Source organism: Terrabacter sp. 05T424, from assembly GCF_056396225.1.
The window spans coordinates 87,744-107,439 of the sequence record NZ_JBFTLB010000004.1 but is presented as its reverse complement, the minus strand read 5'-3'; the positions used below and the strand labels follow the sequence as shown (position 1 = coordinate 107,439).

13 protein-coding genes are annotated in these 19,696 nt (G+C 70.8%); 8 read left to right on the top strand and 5 right to left on the bottom strand.

Annotated elements, in window-relative coordinates; genetic code table 11:
- Positions 1 to 72: 72 nt before the first annotated feature.
- The 6 genes from AC1DE0_RS11075 to AC1DE0_RS11050 all read left to right on the top strand — a co-directional run bounded on the left by AC1DE0_RS11075 (position 73) and on the right by AC1DE0_RS11050 (position 8,214).
- Positions 73 to 1,968, top strand: coding sequence for an ABC transporter ATP-binding protein (locus AC1DE0_RS11075; RefSeq protein ID WP_478100340.1), 1,896 nt, complete (start codon positions 73 to 75; stop codon positions 1,966 to 1,968).
- The gene (locus AC1DE0_RS11070) at positions 1,965 to 4,028 is read left to right on the top strand and encodes an ABC transporter ATP-binding protein (protein ID WP_478100337.1); all 2,064 of its coding nucleotides are present in this window, start codon (positions 1,965 to 1,967) and stop codon (positions 4,026 to 4,028) included. The genes AC1DE0_RS11075 and AC1DE0_RS11070 overlap by 4 nt, the downstream gene beginning before the upstream one ends.
- Before the next feature lie 257 nt (positions 4,029 to 4,285).
- Entirely contained in the window at positions 4,286 to 5,557 is a 1,272-nt protein-coding gene (locus AC1DE0_RS11065; protein ID WP_478100335.1) for an NAD(P)/FAD-dependent oxidoreductase, read from the top strand.
- Positions 5,558 to 5,733: 176 nt separating this feature from the next.
- Positions 5,734 to 6,945 (top strand): glycosyltransferase family 4 protein, encoded by a 1,212-nt coding sequence (locus AC1DE0_RS11060; RefSeq protein ID WP_478100333.1) that lies wholly within the window; start codon positions 5,734 to 5,736, stop codon positions 6,943 to 6,945.
- Between the two features lie 79 nt (positions 6,946 to 7,024).
- A complete protein-coding gene (locus tag AC1DE0_RS11055) occupies positions 7,025 to 7,879 on the top strand; it encodes a bifunctional methylenetetrahydrofolate dehydrogenase/methenyltetrahydrofolate cyclohydrolase (RefSeq protein WP_478100331.1) in 855 nt (284 codons plus the stop codon).
- A 14-nt stretch (positions 7,880 to 7,893) separates the two neighbouring features.
- Positions 7,894 to 8,214, top strand: coding sequence for a DUF3017 domain-containing protein (locus tag AC1DE0_RS11050; RefSeq protein WP_478100329.1), 321 nt, complete (start codon positions 7,894 to 7,896; stop codon positions 8,212 to 8,214).
- A 133-nt stretch (positions 8,215 to 8,347) separates the two neighbouring features.
- On the opposite strand, the gene AC1DE0_RS11045 is transcribed toward AC1DE0_RS11050, so the two are convergent.
- The 4 genes from AC1DE0_RS11045 to AC1DE0_RS11030 all read right to left on the bottom strand — a co-directional run bounded on the left by AC1DE0_RS11045 (position 8,348) and on the right by AC1DE0_RS11030 (position 15,799).
- Positions 8,348 to 9,337 carry a malate dehydrogenase gene (locus AC1DE0_RS11045; RefSeq protein WP_478100327.1) on the bottom strand — a complete coding sequence of 330 codons (990 nt, stop codon included), beginning with the start codon at positions 9,335 to 9,337 and terminating at the stop codon, positions 8,348 to 8,350.
- Between the two features lie 202 nt (positions 9,338 to 9,539).
- On the bottom strand, positions 9,540 to 14,090 hold the full coding sequence (locus AC1DE0_RS11040) for a beta strand repeat-containing protein (protein ID WP_478100325.1): 4,551 nt from the start codon (positions 14,088 to 14,090) through the stop codon (positions 9,540 to 9,542).
- Positions 14,091 to 14,303: 213 nt separating this feature from the next.
- The gene (locus tag AC1DE0_RS11035; protein WP_478100323.1) at positions 14,304 to 15,152 is read right to left on the bottom strand and encodes a hypothetical protein; all 849 of its coding nucleotides are present in this window, start codon (positions 15,150 to 15,152) and stop codon (positions 14,304 to 14,306) included.
- Complete coding sequence (locus AC1DE0_RS11030; protein WP_478100321.1) at positions 15,149 to 15,799, bottom strand: SatD family protein; 651 nt, start codon at positions 15,797 to 15,799, stop codon at positions 15,149 to 15,151. The genes AC1DE0_RS11035 and AC1DE0_RS11030 overlap by 4 nt, the downstream gene beginning before the upstream one ends.
- A gap of 117 nt (positions 15,800 to 15,916) precedes the next feature.
- Between AC1DE0_RS11030 and AC1DE0_RS11025 the strand changes: the two genes are divergently transcribed.
- Together AC1DE0_RS11025 and AC1DE0_RS11020 are read left to right on the top strand one after the other, a co-directional pair.
- A complete protein-coding gene (locus AC1DE0_RS11025; RefSeq protein ID WP_478100319.1) occupies positions 15,917 to 17,488 on the top strand; it encodes a DUF1800 domain-containing protein in 1,572 nt (523 codons plus the stop codon).
- 8 nt (positions 17,489 to 17,496) lie between these two features.
- Positions 17,497 to 18,825 (top strand): DUF1501 domain-containing protein, encoded by a 1,329-nt coding sequence (locus tag AC1DE0_RS11020; RefSeq protein ID WP_478100317.1) that lies wholly within the window; start codon positions 17,497 to 17,499, stop codon positions 18,823 to 18,825.
- A gap of 8 nt (positions 18,826 to 18,833) precedes the next feature.
- On the opposite strand, the gene aqpZ is transcribed toward AC1DE0_RS11020, so the two are convergent.
- On the bottom strand, positions 18,834 to 19,646 hold the full coding sequence (gene aqpZ / locus AC1DE0_RS11015) for an aquaporin Z (protein ID WP_478100315.1): 813 nt from the start codon (positions 19,644 to 19,646) through the stop codon (positions 18,834 to 18,836).
- Between the last annotated feature and the right edge of the window lie 50 nt (positions 19,647 to 19,696).

Below are 19,696 nucleotides of genomic sequence, written 5' to 3'. Positions count from 1 at the left end.
CCGACCGACACCGACCCACCGCGCAAAAACCGGTGGGTCGGTGTCGGTGCTGCGACCTAGGGTGGACAGGCCATGCGAGACTTCCCGCCCCAGACCCGGGCCTACACCGACCGAGGCGCCGAGACGCCTGACACCCGCACGCCGCGGGCCTTCCTCTGGTGGATGGTGCGGCAGAACGGCGGCCTCTTCGTCGCCGGCCTCGCCGTCGCCCTCATCTGGATGGTGCCGCAGACGGTCGGGCCGTGGATGGTGGGTCGCGCCATCGACACCGGCATCGTCGCGGGCGACTCCGCGGTGACGACGCGCTGGGTGCTCGCCCTCGCCGCCGTGACCCTCTTCGGCGCGTGCAGCGGCATCGCGTTCCACACCGTGATCGTGCGCGAGTGGCTCATCGCCCTCTACGGCACGACGAAGCTCGTCACCCGCAAGGCGCTCCAGCTCGGCCACGTGCTCACGCGCCGCACGCCCACCGGCGAGGTGCTCTCGGTGAGCGGCAGCGACGGCGACCAGTTCGGCGCGCTCATGGAGATCACGACCCGCGCCATCTCGCAGCTCGTCGCCTACCTCGTCGTGGCCGGCATCGTGCTCACCACGTCCGTGCGCATGGGCGTCCTCGTGCTCGTGTCCGCGCCGCTGCTCGTCGTGCTCGGTATGCCGCTGCTGCGTCCCATGCAGCGCTGGCAGGGCGTCGAGCGCTCGCGCAACTCCGAGCTCACCTCGATGTCGACCGACATCGTCGGCGGCCTGCGCATCCTGCGCGGCATCGGCGGCGAGGACACCTTCGGCGGCAACTACGCCGGCCAGTCCCAGCGCGTCCGCCAGTCGGGTGTCTCGGCCGGTCGTTGGCTGGCCGCCGTCGAGTCCGTCGGCGTGCTGCTCTCGGGTGGCTTCGTCGTCGCCCTGATGTGGCTCGGCACCCGCGAGGTCGCCCAGGGACGCCTCACGGTCGGCCAGCTCGTCAGCTTCCTCGGCTACGGCCTGTTCCTCATCCAGCCGATGCGCACCTTCGTCGAGTTCGCCCAGAAGTGGACCCGCTCGGTGGTGTCGGCGCGCAAGGCGGTCGCCGTGCTCGGGCAGCGGCCCCCGTGGGTGCACCCCGACGACCCGGCCCCGCTGCGCACCGACGGCGACATCGTCGACGAGGCCTCCGGGCTGACGATCCGCCCCGGCATCCTCACGATGGTCGTCTCGGCCGTGCCCGACGACTCCGCGGCGCTCGCCGACCGGCTCGGCCGCTACCTGCCCAGCGACGAGGGGGCCCTCGTCAGCGACGAGATCCCCGAGGAGCTCAAGGGTCGCGCGGCCCGACGCGAGCGCTCGGCCCGCGCCGTGGCCCGCGAGGAGCAGGCGCGCCGCGACGAGGAGCGCGCACGACAGCCGTGGGGCGTCACCGTCGGCGGGGTCGACCTGTCGCAGGTCGCGCTCGACGACGTACGCCGCCACATCCTCGTGAGCGACACCTCACCCCAGGTCTTCGCCGGCACGCTGCGTTCCGCGGTCGACCCGCTCGACCGGCTCACCCTCGAGCAGGCCGAGCGCGCCCTGTTCACGGCCGCCGCCGACGACGTCTTCGACGCGCTGCCGGGTGGCTGGCAGGGCGAGCTCGAGGAGCGCGGGCGCGGACTGTCCGGCGGGCAGCGCCAGAGGCTCGTCCTCATGCGCGCCCTCGCCGCCGACCCCGACGTGCTCGTGCTCGTCGAGCCCACGTCGGCCGTCGACGCCCACACCGAGGCGCGCATCGCCGAGCGGCTCGGCGCCCACCGCGAGGGCCGCACCACCGTCGTCATGACCGCCTCGCCGCTGCTGCTCCACCACGCCGACGAGATCGTCCTGCTCGAGCAGGGCGTGGCCACCGCGCGCGGACGGCACGCCGACCTGCTCGCCGACTCACCGGCATACCGCTCGGTGGTCGTGCGCGGCGAGGGCGACGTGTCGGTGCTCGCCCACCACTCCGAGGAGTCCCGATGAGCCGCCCCGACGGCACGGCCACGAGCACGTATGCCGTGTCGACCGGCCCGTCGCCCACGCACGTCTCGCTCCTGCCGCCCGAGCTCGCCGCCGAGTCGGCGCGCACCTGGGAGGGTGGCGCGCACGTGCCGGCGGTGCCCGACGAACTGCGTCTGCCCGGGTCTCGCGCGCAGGCCGAGACCGCTGAGTCGGCCCCGTCGTCCGTCGAGTCGGTCGGCGTCAGCGAGCGGCTCGCCGCGCTCCGCCGCCGGCACCTGCTGCGTGAGCGGCGCGCCCAGGAGTTCGTCGCCGACACCATGAACGCCCGCAAGGGCCTGCCCATCGCCGACAACCGCAGCGTCGTGCGCTTCATCGGCCAGCTGCTCGGGCAGGAGCGCGTGCTCGTCATCGCCGTCGTCGTCGCCAACGCGCTGGCGGCCACGGCCGGGCTGCTCGTGCCGCGCCTGCTCGGCGAGCTCGTCGACTCCACGGTCAACGACGTGCGCGCCGGACGCGTCGACGCGGCACTTGCTGGCGCGAACACGGCCGCACTCATCGTCGCCGGTCTGGTCCTGGTGCAGGGACTGTTCACGCTCGCGGCCAAGACGTCGTCGGCCGTGCTCGGTCAGAGCGTGCTCGCCGCCGCCCGCGAGTACGTCGTCCGCGCGATCCTGCGCCTGCCGCTCTCGCGGGTCGAGAGCGCGAGCTCGGGCGACCTCGTGACGCGCGTGACCCGCGACGTCGGCACGATGAGCGAGAGCGTGCGCTGGGCGCTGCCCGAGTCGATCGTCGCCACCATCACCGTCGTGCTGACGCTGGTCGCGATGATGAGCAACTCGGTGATGCTGTCGCTGCCGTCGATCATCCTCATGTCGCTGGCGCTGATCCAGGTGCGCCGCTACCTGAGGCGCGCTCCGAAGGGCTACCTCACCGAGAGCGGCACCTACTCCCGCATCAACACGACGCTCACCGAGACGGTCGAGGGCGCCCGCACCGTCGAGGCCCTCGGTCTGGCCGGCCATCGGCTGCGCCGCGGCGACGACGACATCGAGGTGTCGGGCCAGGCCGAGCGCTACACGATGACGCTGCGCAACCTGCTCTTCGCCGTCATGGACGTCGCGTTCAGCCTGCCGCGCGTGCTCGTGCTGCTCTTCGGCGCTGTCGGCTACGCGCAGGGCTGGGCCACGCTCGGGCAGATCACGACGGCGATCCTCTACACCGAGGCGCTCTGGGGCCCGTTCGACATGCTGGTCCACACGGTCGACCGCGTGCAGGTCGGCATCGCGTCGACGACCCGCCTGCTCGGCATCGCCACGGTGCCGCCCGACCGCGAGGCCGGTGACGGGCAGCCTTCGGGCGCAGAGCTCGTCGGCTCCGACCTGCGCTACGCCTACCGCGCAGACCACGACGTGCTGCACGGCATCGACCTGTCGCTCTCGACGGGCGAGCGACTCGCGATCGTCGGGCCGAGCGGCTCGGGCAAGTCGACGCTCGGGCGTCTGCTCTCCGGCATCCACGGCCCGCGCACGGGTTCTGTCAGGGTGGGCGGCGTCGAGCTGACATCGCTGCCGCTCGACCAGCTGCGCACCGAGGTCGCCCTCGTCACCCAGGAGCACCACGTCTTCATCGGGTCGGTCCGCGACAACGTCGTCCTGGCCCGCGAGGGCTCCACCGACGACCAGGCGCGTGAGGCGCTGCGAGCCGTCGACGCCCTCGGCTGGGTCGAGCGCCTGCCCGAGGGACTCGACACCAAGCTCGGCTCGGGTCACCACGCACTGACGCCGGGCCGGGCCCAGCAGATCGCGCTGGCGCGCCTGATCCTGGCCGACCCGCACACGATCGTGCTCGACGAGGCGACCTCGCTCATCGACCCGCGCACGGCCCGCCATCTCGAGGGGTCGATGAACGCGCTGCTCACCGGGCGCACCGTCGTCGCGATCGCGCACCGGCTGCACACCGCCCACGACGCCGACCGCATCGCCGTCGTCATCGACGGCCGGGTCGCGGAGCTCGGCAGCCACGACGAGCTCGTCGCTCGCGACGGCGAGTACGCCGCCCTCTGGCGCGCCTGGACCTCCTGACCTTCCAGTCGAGTGCTCACTTCCCGACGGCCCTGACGAAGTCGAGTGCCCATTTCCCGACGGCCTTGGTCTAGTCGAGTGCCCAGTTCCCGACACGGTTGAGCGTCGGGAAGTGGGCACTCGACTAAGGGGGAGGGAGGTCGAGTGCTCAGTTGTCGACGGGGCCTACGGCGTCGGGAAGTGGGCACTCGATGGGGAGGGAAGGTTGGTGGGTGTGTTTCCGTCACGAAGGGCGGAAGGCATGTGAAGGTGTGGACATGACGACTGACACGTCCGGAGAGCAGGAGCGCACGGCATACGTCCTCGTCGGCGGCGGGCTGGCCGCGGCGAAGGCGATCGAGGGAATCCGCGAGAGCGACCCGAAGGGCAGCATCGCCCTCGTCGCCGAGGAGGACCAGCTGCCCTACGAGCGGCCACCACTGTCGAAGGGGGTGCTCAAGGGCGACGACGAGCCCGACAGCGCCTTCACCCACGACCGGGACTGGTACGACCAGAACGGCGTCGAGCTGCGGCTTGGCAGCGCCGCGACCTCGCTCGACACCGAGAACCACACGCTCACCCTCGGCGGCGGCGGCACCCTGTCCTACGACAAGCTGCTGCTCGCCACCGGCTCGTCGGCCCGCGCGCTCGACGTGCCCGGTGCCGACCTCGACGGCGTGCTCTACCTGCGCGAGCTGCAGGAGTCGCAGGAGCTGAAGAAGCACCTGACCAAGGACGCCAAGGTCGTCATCGTCGGCGCCGGCTGGATCGGCCTCGAGGTCGCCGCCGCGGCGGCCGAGGCAGGGGCGAGCGTCACGGTCATCGAGCCGCAGGCGGCGCCGCTGCTCGGCGTCATGGGCGAGCAGATCGGCGGCTGGTTCGCCGACCTGCACCGCGGGCACGGCGTCGAGTTCCGCTTTGGCGAAGGCGTGGAGCGCATCGAGGGCGAGACCGCTGCGACCGGCGTCGTCACGAAGAAGGGCGACACCGTGCCGGCCGACGTGGTCGTCGTCGGGGTCGGCATCACGCCGAACACCGGGCTCGCCGACGACGCCGGCATCACCACCGACAACGGCATCGTCACCGACCCGGGGCTGCGCACCTCGGCCGACGGTGTCTGGGCGGCCGGTGACGTCGCGAACTGGCGCAGCACCACGCTCGACACCAACGTGCGCGTCGAGCACTGGGCCAACGCCCACGACGGCGGTCTCGCCGCCGGCCGGTCGATGGCCGGCCAGGACGTCACCTACGACCCCATCCCGTTCTTCTACTCCGACCAGTACGACATCGGCCTCGAGTACGCCGGCTACGTCCCGCGCGGCAGCAACGCGGAGGTGGTGCTGCGCGGCGACCCGAAGAGCAACGAGTTCATGGCGTTCTGGGTGCTGCCCGAGGGCGACGGCAACGGCGACGGCGTGCGGGTGCTCGCGGGCATGCACGTCAACGTCTGGGACACCATCGACGACGTCCAGCGCCTGGTCCGCGACAAGACGGTCGTCGACCGCGCCCGCCTGACCGACCCCGAGGTGCCGCTCAGCGACCTGAAGTGACCTGAGTGACCTGACGTGACCTGACGTGACCTGACGCCAGCCGGCCACGCCCGCCCTCCGCGGGCGTGGCCGGCTTGTCCGTTCTGCACCCGCCGGCCCCTGTCGTCTCCTACCCTCGGAGCGTGGCCGATGCGCCACCGTTTCCCGGGGGTCGGCGAGGCGCAGGACGGAGTGCGATGGAGTACGCCAGGCAGGGGAAGCCCGCCGCACGCATGACGGTTCCCGTCGTCACCCCCATCGCGCAGCTCGCCTACGTCTTCTCCGAGTACTCCGCCGCCACGGGCAACGCCATGTCGACGAAGATCCACGCACAGGCCCGGGCGCACGAGGCGATGGGCGGGCGCACCTACGTCGTCGTCAGCGACCGCCGCGAGCACGACTACCCCGCGGGCACGCTCGTGCGCTACGCGTCCAGTCGCGCCGCCACGCGCGAGTGGTTCACCGACCTCGAGCGTCGTGTCGACGCGGCCTGCGGCCTCGCCCTCGGCCACCGGCCCTTCGTCGCCCGCTTCCACCGCGACGCCCTCGACGCCGTGCCCGCCGATGCGAAGGCGCTCGTGATCTACAACTACGCCGGCGCGGTCACCGACCGGCTGGCCCGCAGCTTCGACGGCAAGATCGTGCTGCACCTCGGCAACGACGTCTTCCGCTCGTGGCGGCCCGCCGAAGTCCGCCGCGTCATCGCCCGCACCCACGTCACGGTGGCGGTGAGCGACTACCTGGCGGGCACGGTCGTCGACCGGATCGGGTTCCGCCCCGACAACCTCCACGTCCTCCGCAACGGCGTCGACACCGCCACCTTCCGTCCCGGGCCCCAGCGCGAAGCCCGAGGAGGTATGCCGCCCACCATCCTTTTCGTGGGAAACGTCCTGCCGCACAAGGGCGCTCACAACCTCATCGCTGCCGCCCACGTGATGGCGCGGACGACGCGGGACTTCCGGGTGCGCATCGTCGGGTCGTCGGGCCTGCGCCCGGCAGCGGGGCTGTCCGATTACGAGCGCGAGCTGCGCCGTGCGGCCGCGCCGCTCGGCGAGCTCGTGGAGTTCACGCCGTTCGTCGACCGGCACGCGCTGCCGGCCGTCGTCGCCGACGCCGACGTGTTCGTGATGCCCGTCGACTGGCAGGAGCCGGCCGGGCAGGTCGTCACGGAGGCCATGGCGGCGGGACTGCCGGTCGTGTCGGCGCGCAGTGGCGGCATACCGGAGTACCTCGGCCCCGACGGGGTCTACGTCGACACGCGCAACCCCGACCGGCTCGCCGAGGCGCTGCACGACCTCGTCACCGACCCGCGTGAGCGGGCGAGGCGGGGCCAGGCCCTGCGGCAGCGCGCTGAGTCGATGACGTGGGAGCGCAACGTCCACGAGCTGATGCGGCTCATCGCGGACTGAGCACGGCAGCCCCCCGGGGCGCGACCACCCCGGGACCGGCCCGGGACCCGTCATGTGCCGGGGTGGCAGGATGTGCACCGTGACGGCACAGATCCTCGACGGCAAGGCCACCCTCAAGGCGATCAAGGTCGAGCTGACCCAGCGGGTCGCTCGGCTGCGCGAGCAGGGCATCGTCCCGGGGCTCGGCACCGTGCTGGTGGGCGATGACCCCGGCAGCCACTGGTACGTCAACGCCAAGCACAAGGACTGCGCCGAGATCGGTATCACGAGCCTCCGCCGCGACCTGCCCGCCACCGCCACCCAGGCCGAGGTCGAGGCCGTCATCGACGAGCTCAACGCCGACCCCGAGTGCACCGGCTTCCTCGTGCAGCAGCCGACCGGCCTCGACGAGATGGCGCTGCTCTCCCGCGTCGACCCGACCAAGGACGTCGACGGACTGCACCCGATGAACCTCGGCTGGCTCGCGCTCGGCAAGCCGGCCCCGCTGCCGTGCACCCCGATGGGCTGCATCGAGCTGCTCCGTCGCCACGACGTGCCGATCGCAGGCGCCAAGGTCGTCGTCATCGGCCGCGGCCTCACCGTGGGCCGCCCGCTCGGCCTCATCCTCACCCGCAAGAGCGAGAACGCCACAGTGACGCTCTGCCACACCGGCACCAAGGACCTCGCCGCCGAGGTGCGCCAGGCCGACATCGTCATCGCCGCGGCCGGCGTGCCGAGCATCGTCACCAAGGAGATGGTCAAGCCCGGCGCCGCCGTGCTCGACGTCGGCGTCAGCCGGGTCGACGGCAAGATCGCCGGCGACGTCGCGCTCGACGTCGCCGAGGTCGCCGGCTGGGTCAGCCCCAACCCGGGCGGCGTCGGCCCGATGACGCGCGCGCTGCTGCTCACCAACATCGTCGAGGCCGCCGAAGCCTCGGTCGCCGCCGGCGTCTGAGGGCCTGACCGCCTGTGCAGTGGCGAGGGAGCGGGTTCGTCGTCCTCAGCTGGTGGTACCTCGTCGCGGGGCTCGCCGCGGTGGGGGTGCTCGTCATCTCGTTCCTCGACGTGCGGTGGGGCGGGCGCATCGTCGCGGCGGCGTTCTTCATCGGGGCGGTGATCCGCCTCATCGCACGGCCGTCACGCAAGGCCGGCGGCCTCAACGTGCGCTCGCGCAGCCTCGACATCGCGATCCTGCTCGCGCTGGGCCTCGGGGTGCTCATCGCCTCCGCGACCGTCAAGCTCGACGCCGACGTCCCCGCGCGCACGGCCGTCACCCGCACCGCCAACTGACGCGGCGGCATACGCCCCAAGGTCGTTCACCTCTCGATTGCGTATGCCGGGTCGCCCCGGTCGCGCGAAGGGCGCCGGTCACCTCGTGGTGACCGGCGCCCTTCGGCGTGTGCGGGGTGGGCTCAGATGAGCCTCAGATGAGTCCCAGACCCTTGACGGCGTCGCGCTCCTCGGCGAGCTCGGCGACCGAGGCGTCGATCTTGCCGCGGGAGAACTCGTCGATGTCGAGGCCCTGGACGATGCTCCAGGCGCCGTCCTTGATCGTGACCGGGAACGAGGAGATGAGACCCTCCTCGACGCCGTAGGAGCCGTCGGAGCGCACGGCCATCGAGACCCAGTCGCCGTCGGCGGTGCCCTCGACCCAGGTGCGGGCGTGGTCGATGGTGGCCGACGCAGCAGACGCGGCCGACGAAGCGCCACGGGCCTCGATGATCGCCGCGCCACGCTTGGCGACGGTCGGGATGAAGGTGCCGGCGAGCCAGTCCTGGTCGCCCACGGCCTCGGCGGCGTTCTTGCCGCCCACCTCGGCGTGGAAGAGGTCGGGGTACTGCGTCGCGGAGTGGTTGCCCCAGATCGTCATCTTCTTGATCTCGGTGACCGGCACGCCGAGCTTGGCGGCGAGCTGGCTGATCGCGCGGTTGTGGTCGAGGCGCGTGAGGGCCGAGAAGCGCTCGGTCGGGATGTCGGGGGCGTTGCTCATCGCGATGAGGGCGTTGGTGTTGGCCGGGTTGCCGGTGACGGTGATGCGGATGTCGTCGGCCGCGACCGAGTTGAGGGCCTTGCCCTGCGGGGCGAAGATGCCGCCGTTGGCCTCGAGCAGGTCGCCGCGCTCCATGCCGGGGCCGCGGGGGCGGGCGCCGACGAGCAGGGCGTGGTTGACGCCGTCGAAGACCTTGTTGGCGTCGTCGCCGATCTGGACGCCGGCGAGGGTCGGGAACGCGCAGTCGTCGAGCTCCATGACGACGCCCTCGAGCGCCTTGAGCGCCGGGGTGATCTCGAGGAGGCGCAGCTCAACGGGGGTGTCGGGCCCGAGCAGGGCACCGCTCGCGATGCGGAACAGGAGGCTGTAGCCGATCTGGCCGGCTGCGCCGGTGACGGCGACCTTGACGGGGGTAGTGCTCACGGGATGGACCCTTCACATCGGTGTGGCGCTGGACGCTCCGACGCTCGACGGAAGGCCGGTCGAGTGCCCACTTCCGCACGGCACGGGACGGCACGGCACGGCACGGCACGGCACGGCACGGCACGGAGCGACGGTGCCGCCCCCAGCACCGCCGCTCCGTAGTCCTTGTTAGTTCTTGCGAGTCCTTCGCGAGTCCTGCGCCTCAGCTGATGGCGGCGGTCGCCGTCGAGGTGCGGGCCACGCTCGTGTAGCCGGTCTTGGCGCCGGTCACCGTCACCGTGATCCGGGCGCCCCTGACGGAGCTCGGCAGCACGTAGGTCGAGCCGGTGGCTCCGGTGATGGCGACACCGTTGCGGCGCCACTGGTACTTGAGGGTGACCGGCGCGGGCGACCAGGTGCCGGCCGTGGCGGTGAGGCGTGAGCCGACCCGGGTGGTGCCGGTGATCCTGGGCACCGGTGTCGCCGTGAGGGTTCCGGTCGCGACGGCGAGCGTCACGGCGGAGGTCTTGGCGACCGTGGTGTAGCCGGTCTTGGCGCCGGTCACGGTGACGGACATCTTCGCGGTTCGGTCGGCGGCGCCGAGCAGGTAGGTGGACGCCGTGGCCCCGCTGATCGCTACTCCGTTGCGGAGCCACTGGTACTTCAGTGTCACCGGCAGCGGACCCCACGTGCCGGCCGTCGCGGTGAGGCGGTAGCCGACCTTGACGGTGCCCGTGATCTTGGGAACCGGCGTGGCAGTGAGGGTTCCGGTCGCGACGGCCGCCGTCGGCGCCGAGGTGCGGGCGACCGCGGTGTAGCCGGTCTTGGCGCCGGTGACGGTCACGGTCATCGTGCCCGTGCGGTCGCTCGGGGTGACCACGTAGGTCGACGCGGTGGCACCGGTGACGGCGGTGCCGTTGCGCAGCCACTGGTACTTGAACGAGATCGGCGTCGGTGCCCAGGCGCCGGGATTGGCCGTGAGCGTCATGCCGACTTTGGCCGTGCCGCTGACCGTCGGCGTCGCCGGGGTGAGCACACCGGGACCGACGGGTGCGGTCGTGCGCGACGTCGTGCGCGGAGCGTAGCCGGTGAGGGTGGCGGTCGTCTCCACCGTCACGGTCTTGCCCTGGTCGGCCACACCCGGCGTGTACGACGCCCCGGTCGAGACCGCGACCCCGCCGACGAGCCAGCGGTGCGACAGCGTGGTCGGGGTGGGGGTCCACGTGCCGTCGGTGACGGTCAGAGCCTCACCGACGCGGGCGGTGCCAGTGATGGTGGGCTGCGGCGTGGCGGTGAAGAGCTTGAAGCTCGAGAGCTCCACGTCCTGTGCGGTGAGCGCCTGGCCGTCGGCGAGCGTGACCGGCAGCGGCGTCGATGCCACGCAGAGCGGGCTCGCGGTGGGGGCGCCGCCGCCACCGTTGGTGAGGCAGGCGTCCACCTCGATGCGGTAGGCGCCGGCCGGCAGGCCGGAGACGGTGTAGCCGCCGGAGGCGTCGGTCGTGGCCGACCCGGCCGGCTGGCCGTCGCTGGTGCGGACGACGGTCACGGTCGCCTGAGCGACCGAGTTCCCTTGCGCCGTAACGGTCCCCGCGATGGACGCAGTCCCGCTGGGCGGGGCAGCGAGGGTGGCGTCGATGCCGGTCCTCGTCTGCCCGGCGGTGACCGTGACGTTCGAGGGCGAGCCGCCGGCGGTGGCCGACCAGTCCTGCGTGGCGAGCCCGTGGCCGGAGAAGCGCACCTTGACGCTGCCGGGCAGCACGCCGCCGAGCTCGTACGCGTGGGTGCCGATGACGCTGGTGGCGCCCACGATGTTGTTGCTCGCGTCGAGCGCCTGGACGACGATCTCGGTGCCCTGGGCGTTCGCGGGCGCCGTGACGCTGCCGGCGATGGTGCCGCCGAGCGGCACGGTGACCGAGCCCGCGTCCGTGGCCGAGCCGAGCGTCAGGTCGTAGACGGTGCCCGTGCCCGGGGCCTGGGTGCCGCCGACCCACGTGCCGGCATACGGGCTGGCGGGGCCGAGGCGCAGGCGCACCTGCCCGGCGGCGAGCCCGCCGAGGCGGAAGGTGCCGTCGGTGCCGGACAGGGTGGAGACGATGTCGGTGGGGGAGTACATCGCGGTGACGTCGACGTTGGCGAGCGGCTTGCCCGCCTCGTTGACGAGCGAGCCGACGACGGAGGCACCGACGGCCGGCGCCACCTCGAGGGTGGTGGTGGGCGCCGTGACGGTCTGCGGCGCGAGGACGAGCTCGCCGGCGAGGTCGATCAGCTGCACGTTCAGCGTCCCGTTCGGCACGTCGAAGATGTCGAAGGTGCCGTCGGGGTTGATGCTGAACGTCGAGTAGGACTGCCCCCCGGTGTCCTGGAGGCTCACGCTGAGGTTGCTGTAGTCGGTCGTCGCCGCGCCGGTCGGAAGGGTGATGTGTCCCGACACGGTGCTCGTCGGCACGGCCCCGGGCCCGGCCGCGGGGAGTGCGACGTCGACGCCGGTGCGCACCGCTCCGGCCGAGAGCACCACGAAGGTCGAGTCGGCCCACGTCGTGGTGTTGCCGAACCAGCGGGTCGCTCCGGTGGAGCCGGTGGCCAGCACGGCATACGTGCCGCTCGGCAGGCCGGTCACGGTGTAGCTGGCCCCCCCGCCGAGGACGGCGCTGCCGAGCTGGGCGCCGCTGCTGACGTCGATGACGGAGACCTGGCCCGAGGAGGCGGCGGCGCTTCCCTCGGTGACGCGGCCCGAGACGCTGGCCCCGGCTGCGAGCCGGATGTTGACGCCGGAGACGGTGCCGCCGGCGGCCAGCGACACGGCTGTGGCCGAGGAGACGTCGGTCGTCGAGCCGGCGGTGCCGTAGTAGGTGACGACGGTGCCGTCGTCGACGGCAGACACGACATAGCTGCCGGGCCCGAGGCCGCTGACGCTGAACGTGCCGTCGGCGGCGATGGGGTAGAAGTCCCGCACGCTGCGGGCCGAGGCCGGCGCCACCATGAGGTTGCCGGTCCCGGGCACCGGGGTGCCGTCGGGCCGCAGCACACGGCCCGAGAGCGTGCCGCCGGGCACGAGCGTGAAGTCGGCGCGTCCGGCGACACCGTCGACGACGTCGACCGGGGTGGCGGTCGCCGGCGAGGACGTGCTGTCGAAGTACTGGACGGCGAGACCGGAGGCGGCGGGCGGCGTCACGCGCACGATGTAGTGGCCGGCGGGCAGGCCCATGGAGTCGAAGTTGCCGCCGATGTCGGTCATGGCGAGGGCGGTGTCGGTGACGCCGGGGTCGGCGGACCAGATGTCGACCTGTGCGTCGGGCACGGGGACGCTGCTCTGGTCGAGCACGGTGCCGACGATCGAACCCGCCTGCGCCATCCTGATGTCGCGGCCGCTGATCGTGGCGCCGGCGCCGACGGTGATCGGCGTAGCCGCGTCGCGGGTGGCGACGCCGGAGGCTGAGGTGCTCGACCACCACGGGGTCTGGAAGCCGAGGAACTGGCCGTCGAACTGCAGCACGTATGCCGCGGGGGCGAGGCCGCTGAGCGAGTAGTTGCCGTCCACGTCGGTCGTCACCGACGACCAGGTGTCGCTGCCGACCGGCGCGGCCTGCACGACGACGCCCTCGACGCCGGTCGAGCCGTCGGAGGTGGTGGCGCGCCCGGTGATGGTGCCGGCGAGCACGAGGGTGGCGTCCATCGCGGTGCGCGAGCCGCCGGCGGCCAGCACCGCGTAGGCGGCGCGGGACCGTGTCTGGGCGCCGTTCCACCACTGCTCGGTGTAGGTGCTCCCGCTCGGCGGCAGGACATGCACGGTGTAGACGTCGGCGGGCAGACCGGCGAGGGCCCAGGCGCCGGCGGCGTCGGTGGTCGTGTTGAGGACGCCGCTCGAGAAGATGTCGGAGTCGGCGGCGACGGCCACGACGAGCGCGCCCGGGAGCGGGCTCGACGTCGAGCCGGCATAGACGTGGCCGCTCATCGTGACGGGCGTTGCGACCGCCGCGGCCTGGAGGCTGCGGCTGCTCGGGGCGCTGCCGGCCGGGAGCACCATCGTGCGGCCGGTCAGGACGGTGCCCTCGGCCACGGCGAAGAACGTCGGGGAGTCGGTCACGGTCTTCATGCCGTACGACCACGAGACGCGGCCGGCGGCGCTGAAGTCGAGGGTGTAGCTGCCGGCGGTGAGGCCGCGCACGGTGAAGCTGCCGTCGGCGGCGGTCGCCACCGCGCTGCTCGTGACGGCGCCGGTTGCCTTCTCGCGCGGGGTGACGAGCACGCCGGACAGTGCCGAGCCGGCCCCGTCGGTGACCCGACCGGAGACCGTGGCGCCGCGGGTTAGCGAGGCGTTGAGGCCGGGGAGCGTGCCGCCAGCGCTCGCGCTGACGATGCCGGCGCCTTCGCGGGTCGCTGCCGCTGACCACCACTGCGAGAGGTATGCCGTGTCGGACGCGTCGAACTGGAGGTCGTAGCTGCCGGGGGGCAGGTCGCTCATCGTCCACGAGCCGGTGGAGCCGGTGGTCGCGGTCGTGACCGGCGTGAAGTCGGCGGAGCCGTGCGGGATCGCCTTGACGACGACGCCCGTCACGGGGCCGCTGCCGTCGGCCGCGGTGACCTGGCCCGAGGCGGTCGCAGGCCCGGTGGTCGCGGTCGGCTGGATGGTGCCGGCGGCGGTCGCGGTGCCGGCCGCCAAGGCCGAGGCCGAGCCGGTCAGTCCCTGCCCGACGAGCAGTGCGACGACGGCAAGCAGAACAAGAATGCGGTGCCGGACCGGTGAGCGGTCAGACGGCAGCGCGCGCAGCGACATGGTCACTGGAATCCCCCCAGGCGTGACAGTGGTACTGCTTTGAAGGTAGCCAGCACATGCGCCGTACATCGGCGGAACAGCAAATTCCCAGCAAAGGTGCGCGTCGTTGAGCGGGCGGCCGGTGCCGGGACGTCAGAGGCCCGTCACGTACCGGTCATGAACCCGTCAGGTGATCGACGTCGCACACGAGCGACGACGGACGATCCCTGCGGGTCAGGCCGTGAGGGCGAGTGAGCCGAGGGCGATGAGCCAGCTGACGAAGCTGCCGACGAGGAAGTACTCGGTGACGTCGTCGATGCCGGCCGGGCCGCCCGGGTAGGAGGCGCCGCCGGGGTCGGCCGGGTTGCCGGACGAGCTGCGGGCGGCGGCCTGGATCTCGGGGAAGCGGAGCAGCCCCTTGGCGGCGATGACGAGACCGGCGGCGCCGAACTCGCCCGCGAGGCCGAGCCCGAGGATGACGAAGCGCTCCATCGGGCCGAGCAGCCGCCCGCCCTTGAGTCGGTCGGCGGGCTGACCGGTGGTCGGGGGAGCGGGGTTGCCGGCCTGCGAGGCGGCCGCCGCGGCGGCAGCGTTGGCGTTGGTGACGTCGGAGGGGCGCAGTGCCCCGATGGCGAGCAGCACGAGCCGCACGATGGTGTTGGCAGTGGCGACGTTGAAGATCGCGAGCCCCACGAGCAGCAGGACGCGACCGGGTGCCAGGCGGCCATGACCGGGCAGGTCGGCCCAGTGCAGCCAGGTCGCGAGCGGCCCACCGGCAGCGCTCACGGCGCCGGAGAAGGCGAGCAGGCCGACGACGATGCCGGCGAAGGTGGCGAGACCGGCGAGGGCCCGCCGGCCGGTCATCTGGGTGTGCCGGGACAGCTCCGCCCAGCCGGCGCCGGCCGCCGCCGCGAGCACCAGCGCGACCCAGTCAGCCCACGTGCGCATGCCGGCGAGCAGGCCGATGGCCACGATCACAACCGGCGCGACCACGTGCGCGACGACACGCCCGGGTCGCCACGACGTCGACCGGATCACGTCGCCGACCCCGATGCCGATCAGCGCGATCGACAGCCAGGTCACGGCAGACCGCCGAGCGTCGTCATCGCCTCGAGCGCGACCCCGATGCCGTCGCGGCGCACCCGCTGCGACACGGCCGAGGGGCTGATGCCGACGGCGGCGGCGAGGTCGTGCTGGGCCCGGCCGTGCATGAGTCCTCCGAGGATCTGGCGAGAGGGGGTCGAGAGCGAGCCAACCATGAAGTCCAGACAATCCAGGGCAGCCTGCACGGCCGCGACCTGAGCCGGCGGTTCGTCAGGCGCCAGGTATGCCGTCCGCGACGTGCGCGTCTGCGCGCGGCCAGCCTTCTCCTCGGCCAGCAGGATGGCATCGCGCGCGGCCCAGTAGGCCGGCCCGTCGTGGATGCCGCGCACCGGGTCGAGCGTCGAGACGGCGCCACGCCCGACGCCGAAGCGCACATCAGCGGTGCCGTGCAGCTCGGCACGGATGAGGAAGCTCGCCCGCAGCGCGTCCCCGAGAGTGGGGTAGACCCCCTGGAACTCGTCGCCTAGCGTGATGACGGCAGGGTCGTCGACGGGCACGTCGGCGTTGGCCCGCGCAAGCGCCGCCTCCACGGCGTCGTGCAGTCCCTGCCGGTCACGGTGCCTTCGTGAGTCGACGATGTCCCCGATGAGCGCAACCGAGGTAGCGACAGGCTTCACTTCGAACATATGAAGATCTTACCTTCAAGGTTGATAAATGCAGCCTTCGACTTCAGAATCTGCCTATGGTGACTGAAATGTCCGAAAACACAGTCATCGACCGATCTGATACGTACCGTTTTCGTCATGACCACTCACCCTGCTGCTTCGCCTGGCCGGCGCCGCGTGCTCTCAGGCCTCGCTGGAGGCACCGCTCTTGCGGTGTCGCAGGCGGTGGCCGGGACCGGGGCCGCCAGTGCTGCCCCCACCGCTGCGAGCTCGACCCTGGCCGCGGCAACGACAGTGACCGATCCGGTACTTCACCTGCTGCGGCGTGCCACCTTCGGCCCCACGCCTGCGCTCGTTGCTGAAGTTCGGACCACGGGAACGACCGCGTGGCTCGATGCCCAGCTCTCGCCGTCCACCGTCCCGGACGCCGCTATGGATGCGATGGTCACGCGCTGGCCTCGCCTGAGCTGGAAGACCTGGGAGGTCCGCGAGCGCCTCTCTGTGGCCGATCGAGGACTTGTTATGTCAGATCTCTTAGAGGCTCATGTGGCTCGGGCGCTATTCTCGCGCCGCCAACTTCTCGAGACTGTCGTCGATTTTTGGACGAACCATCTGGTGGTTCCCGTCCCCAGCAACGATGTCTATGACAGTGCGCACCTCTTCCAGCGAGATGTAATCCGCAAACATGCGCTCGGCAAATACTCGGAGATGCTCTACGCGGCGGCAAGGCACCCAGCGCTGCTCAACGTGTTGGACAATGCGGATAGTGCGAAAAAAGCTCCTAACGAGAACTATGGCCGCGAACTGCTCGAGCTACATACGGTGGGGATCGGCAACTACACAGAAGCCGATGTGAAGATGTCAGCCCTTGCACTGACTGGACTCAGCGTTGATTATGAGTCGGGCCTCTACTCCTACAAGCCTCAACGCCGGTTTGTCGGCCCTGTGAAAGTTATGGGATGGAGCCATTCCAATACCTCTGCTGAAGCCGGTGAGGTAGTTGCTAGCTCGTACCTTAACTATCTTGCCTTGCATCCGGCCACTGCGAACCGCATCGCAACAAAGTTGGCTGTCCGCTTCGTGTCCGATACACCACCTGCAACTTTGGTGGCTAAGCTTGCTCAGGCGTACATCACAAATGGCAGCGCCATCGCGCCAGTCCTTCGCGTGCTCTTTCTTTCCCAAGAGTTTGCCGCATCGGTCGGCCAGAAGGTTCGGACGCCCTATGAAGATGCCCTCGCATCCTGCCGCATTTTCGGGTTGACCCCAGAACCGGTTCCCGCCAGTGGGTCAACCAGCGAGCTGCGCAAGCTCGTCTGGCAGCTCGGGAGTTTCGGCCAGGCTCCTATGGGCTGGCCTGCTCCAAATGGATATCCCGACAACGCTGCAGCGTGGAATGGTGCGTCTAGTACGCTTAACCGCTGGAATTTCCACTTGAACCTTGCCGGGAACTGGACCCTTCAGGCAATGAAACGGCCCGACCTCGCAACATTCGTGCCCTCACCCTTACCTCCCACGTATGGGGCACTCGCTGATGCGCTCGCCGCTAAGGTGCTTATTTCTCTGACCCCCACGCAGCGCGATGCGGTTTGTCGCTTTGCGGATCACGCGGAGGGCGACGCGCTCAAGGCAGGGGCAGCAGCCGTCACGGCTCGACTCCCGCTGATTGTCGCGCTGCTCCTCGACTCCCCGAATTTCTCGACTCGCTGAGGACCATCATGACCACTGCCTTCACACCCGCCAGACTGGCGCCCGAGCCGCCCCCGGACGAGTGCGCGTGCACCCAAGGACAGGCGGCGACGTCCCATGTGACCCGTCGCACCCTTCTCGCCGGCGTTGGGGCACTCGGCGCTCTCGAAGCCGTGGTTGGTGCCGCCGGACCGAGCGAGGCCGCGACCCAACTCGCCTTTGCTGGCACGTCTTATACCGGCGATACGATCGTCGTGTTGAGCCTTCGGGGTGGTTTTGACGGGCTTTCCGCGGTCGTCCCCGTCGGCGACCCTGCATACTTCGCCGCCCGGCCCTCCATCGCGGTCCCCGCCTCGCGCGCGATCAAGCTCGACACGATGTTCGGGCTGCACCCGGCTCTCTCCCCGCTCAAGCCGATCTGGGACGCCGGGGGTCTCGCAGCTGTACACGCAGTGGGGCAGCCCGTCCGGACCCGATCGCACTTCCAGGCCATGACAACCATGGAGAACGCCGCGCCCGGTTCGACTTTGCGCACTGGGTGGCTCGACCGAATGATCGGACTCAGCGGAACTGCCGCGACATTCGCATCCGCTTCAGTTGGTTCGACCACAACGCCACCGTCAATGATCGGGCCGAACACAGAGGTCGCCATAAACACCGTAGACAGTTTCAGCTTGAGCGCGACCAGTACCCCGGAAGAGTTCGCCCGCTGGGCTACCGCACTCGACGCGTTGTACATTGGCGCCCCTGCAGCGCTGGCGGAGCCCGCGAAGGCAACGCTGGGTGCGCTTTCGACAATGTCACCCATCAGGGCCGCCGGATACATGCCTGCGAATGGGGCGGCTTACCCCAAAGGGGCCGTTGGCGACGCCCTTAGGGACCTCGCGCGCCTGATCAAAGCAGGCATCGGCTTGCGAGCAGCCACAGTGGACGTGGGCAACTGGGACATGCATTCTGGGCTCGGCGCCAGCGACGCGGGCTGGATGTTCCGCCAACTCACCGAACTTGGTCAGGCATTAGCTGCCTTCAACCGAGACCTCGGACCGAAAATGTCAGACGTCACGCTGGTGACCCTCAGCGAGTTCGGTCGCCGTGTCGCAGAGAATGCCTCCGGTGGCTTGGACCACGGTCACGGGAACGTCTCGCTGGTCATGGGCGGCGGCGTGCGCGGCGGGAAGGTTTACGGACGCTGGCCCGGCTTGGCCTCAGAAACCCTCCTTGAGGGAGACCTGCCAGGGACCACCGATTACCGCACCATCTTGGCCGAAGCCCTAGAGCAGCGCGCCAAGCTCTCGTCCACGACCGTCTTCCCCGGGCTCGCCACTGGCCGGTTGGGCATGTTCGCGGCGAGAGTCTAAAGACGAGCTCAGTCGTCGAGGATCGGGCGCCCCTGCTCGTCGACTGCCGCGTTCGAAACGGTGTCGGTTGAACCGCTGATGTCGAGGTGCTCCCGCTGCTCGCCGGTGATCCAGGCATACGTCGTGCCGGCGATCAGGCCACCTACGACTGGCGCGACCCAAAAGACCCACAGCTGCCCGACCGCCCCGTTGCCGTTGAAGAAGGCCACCGCGGTGGAGCGGGCGGGGTTGATCGACGCGTTGCTAATGGGGATGGCGACGAGGTGCGCCAACAGCAGACCGAAGCCGATCGCGAGAGGGGCGAAGCCCTTGGGGGCGTCGTCCTTCGTCGCACCAAGGATGATGTAGACGAAGAACGCGGTGACGAGCGCCTCGACGACGAGCACGCCACCGAGGCCGAAGCCGCCGGGGGAGTGCGCGCCGTAGCCGTTGGCGGCGAGGTTTCCGGTGGTGGGAAGTCCTTTCGAGGAGACGAGTCCCGCGAGCGCGCCGCCGGCGAGAAGGCCGCCGACGAGTTGGGCTCCGACGTAGGCCGGCACCTCGCGCCACTCGAAGCGCTTGGCGATGGCGATGCCTATGGTCACGGCGGGGTTGAAGTGGGCCCCAGAGACGTGACCCACGGCGTAGGCCATGGTCGTCACAGCGAGTCCGAATGCGACGGCGACGCCGAGGTGGCCGATGCCCAGCTGCACCGGCTGGCCGTCGAGGGCCTGCACCGCGAACTTGGCGTTGAAGATCGCGGAGCCGCAGCCTATGAAGACCAGCCAGAAGGTCCCGAGGGCCTCGACTGCGAGTCGTGAGCTCATCTTGGGGGTGTACATCGGGCTCCTCACCAGGATGTCGACGTAGTTCCATCGGGAGGTCTCCCGGT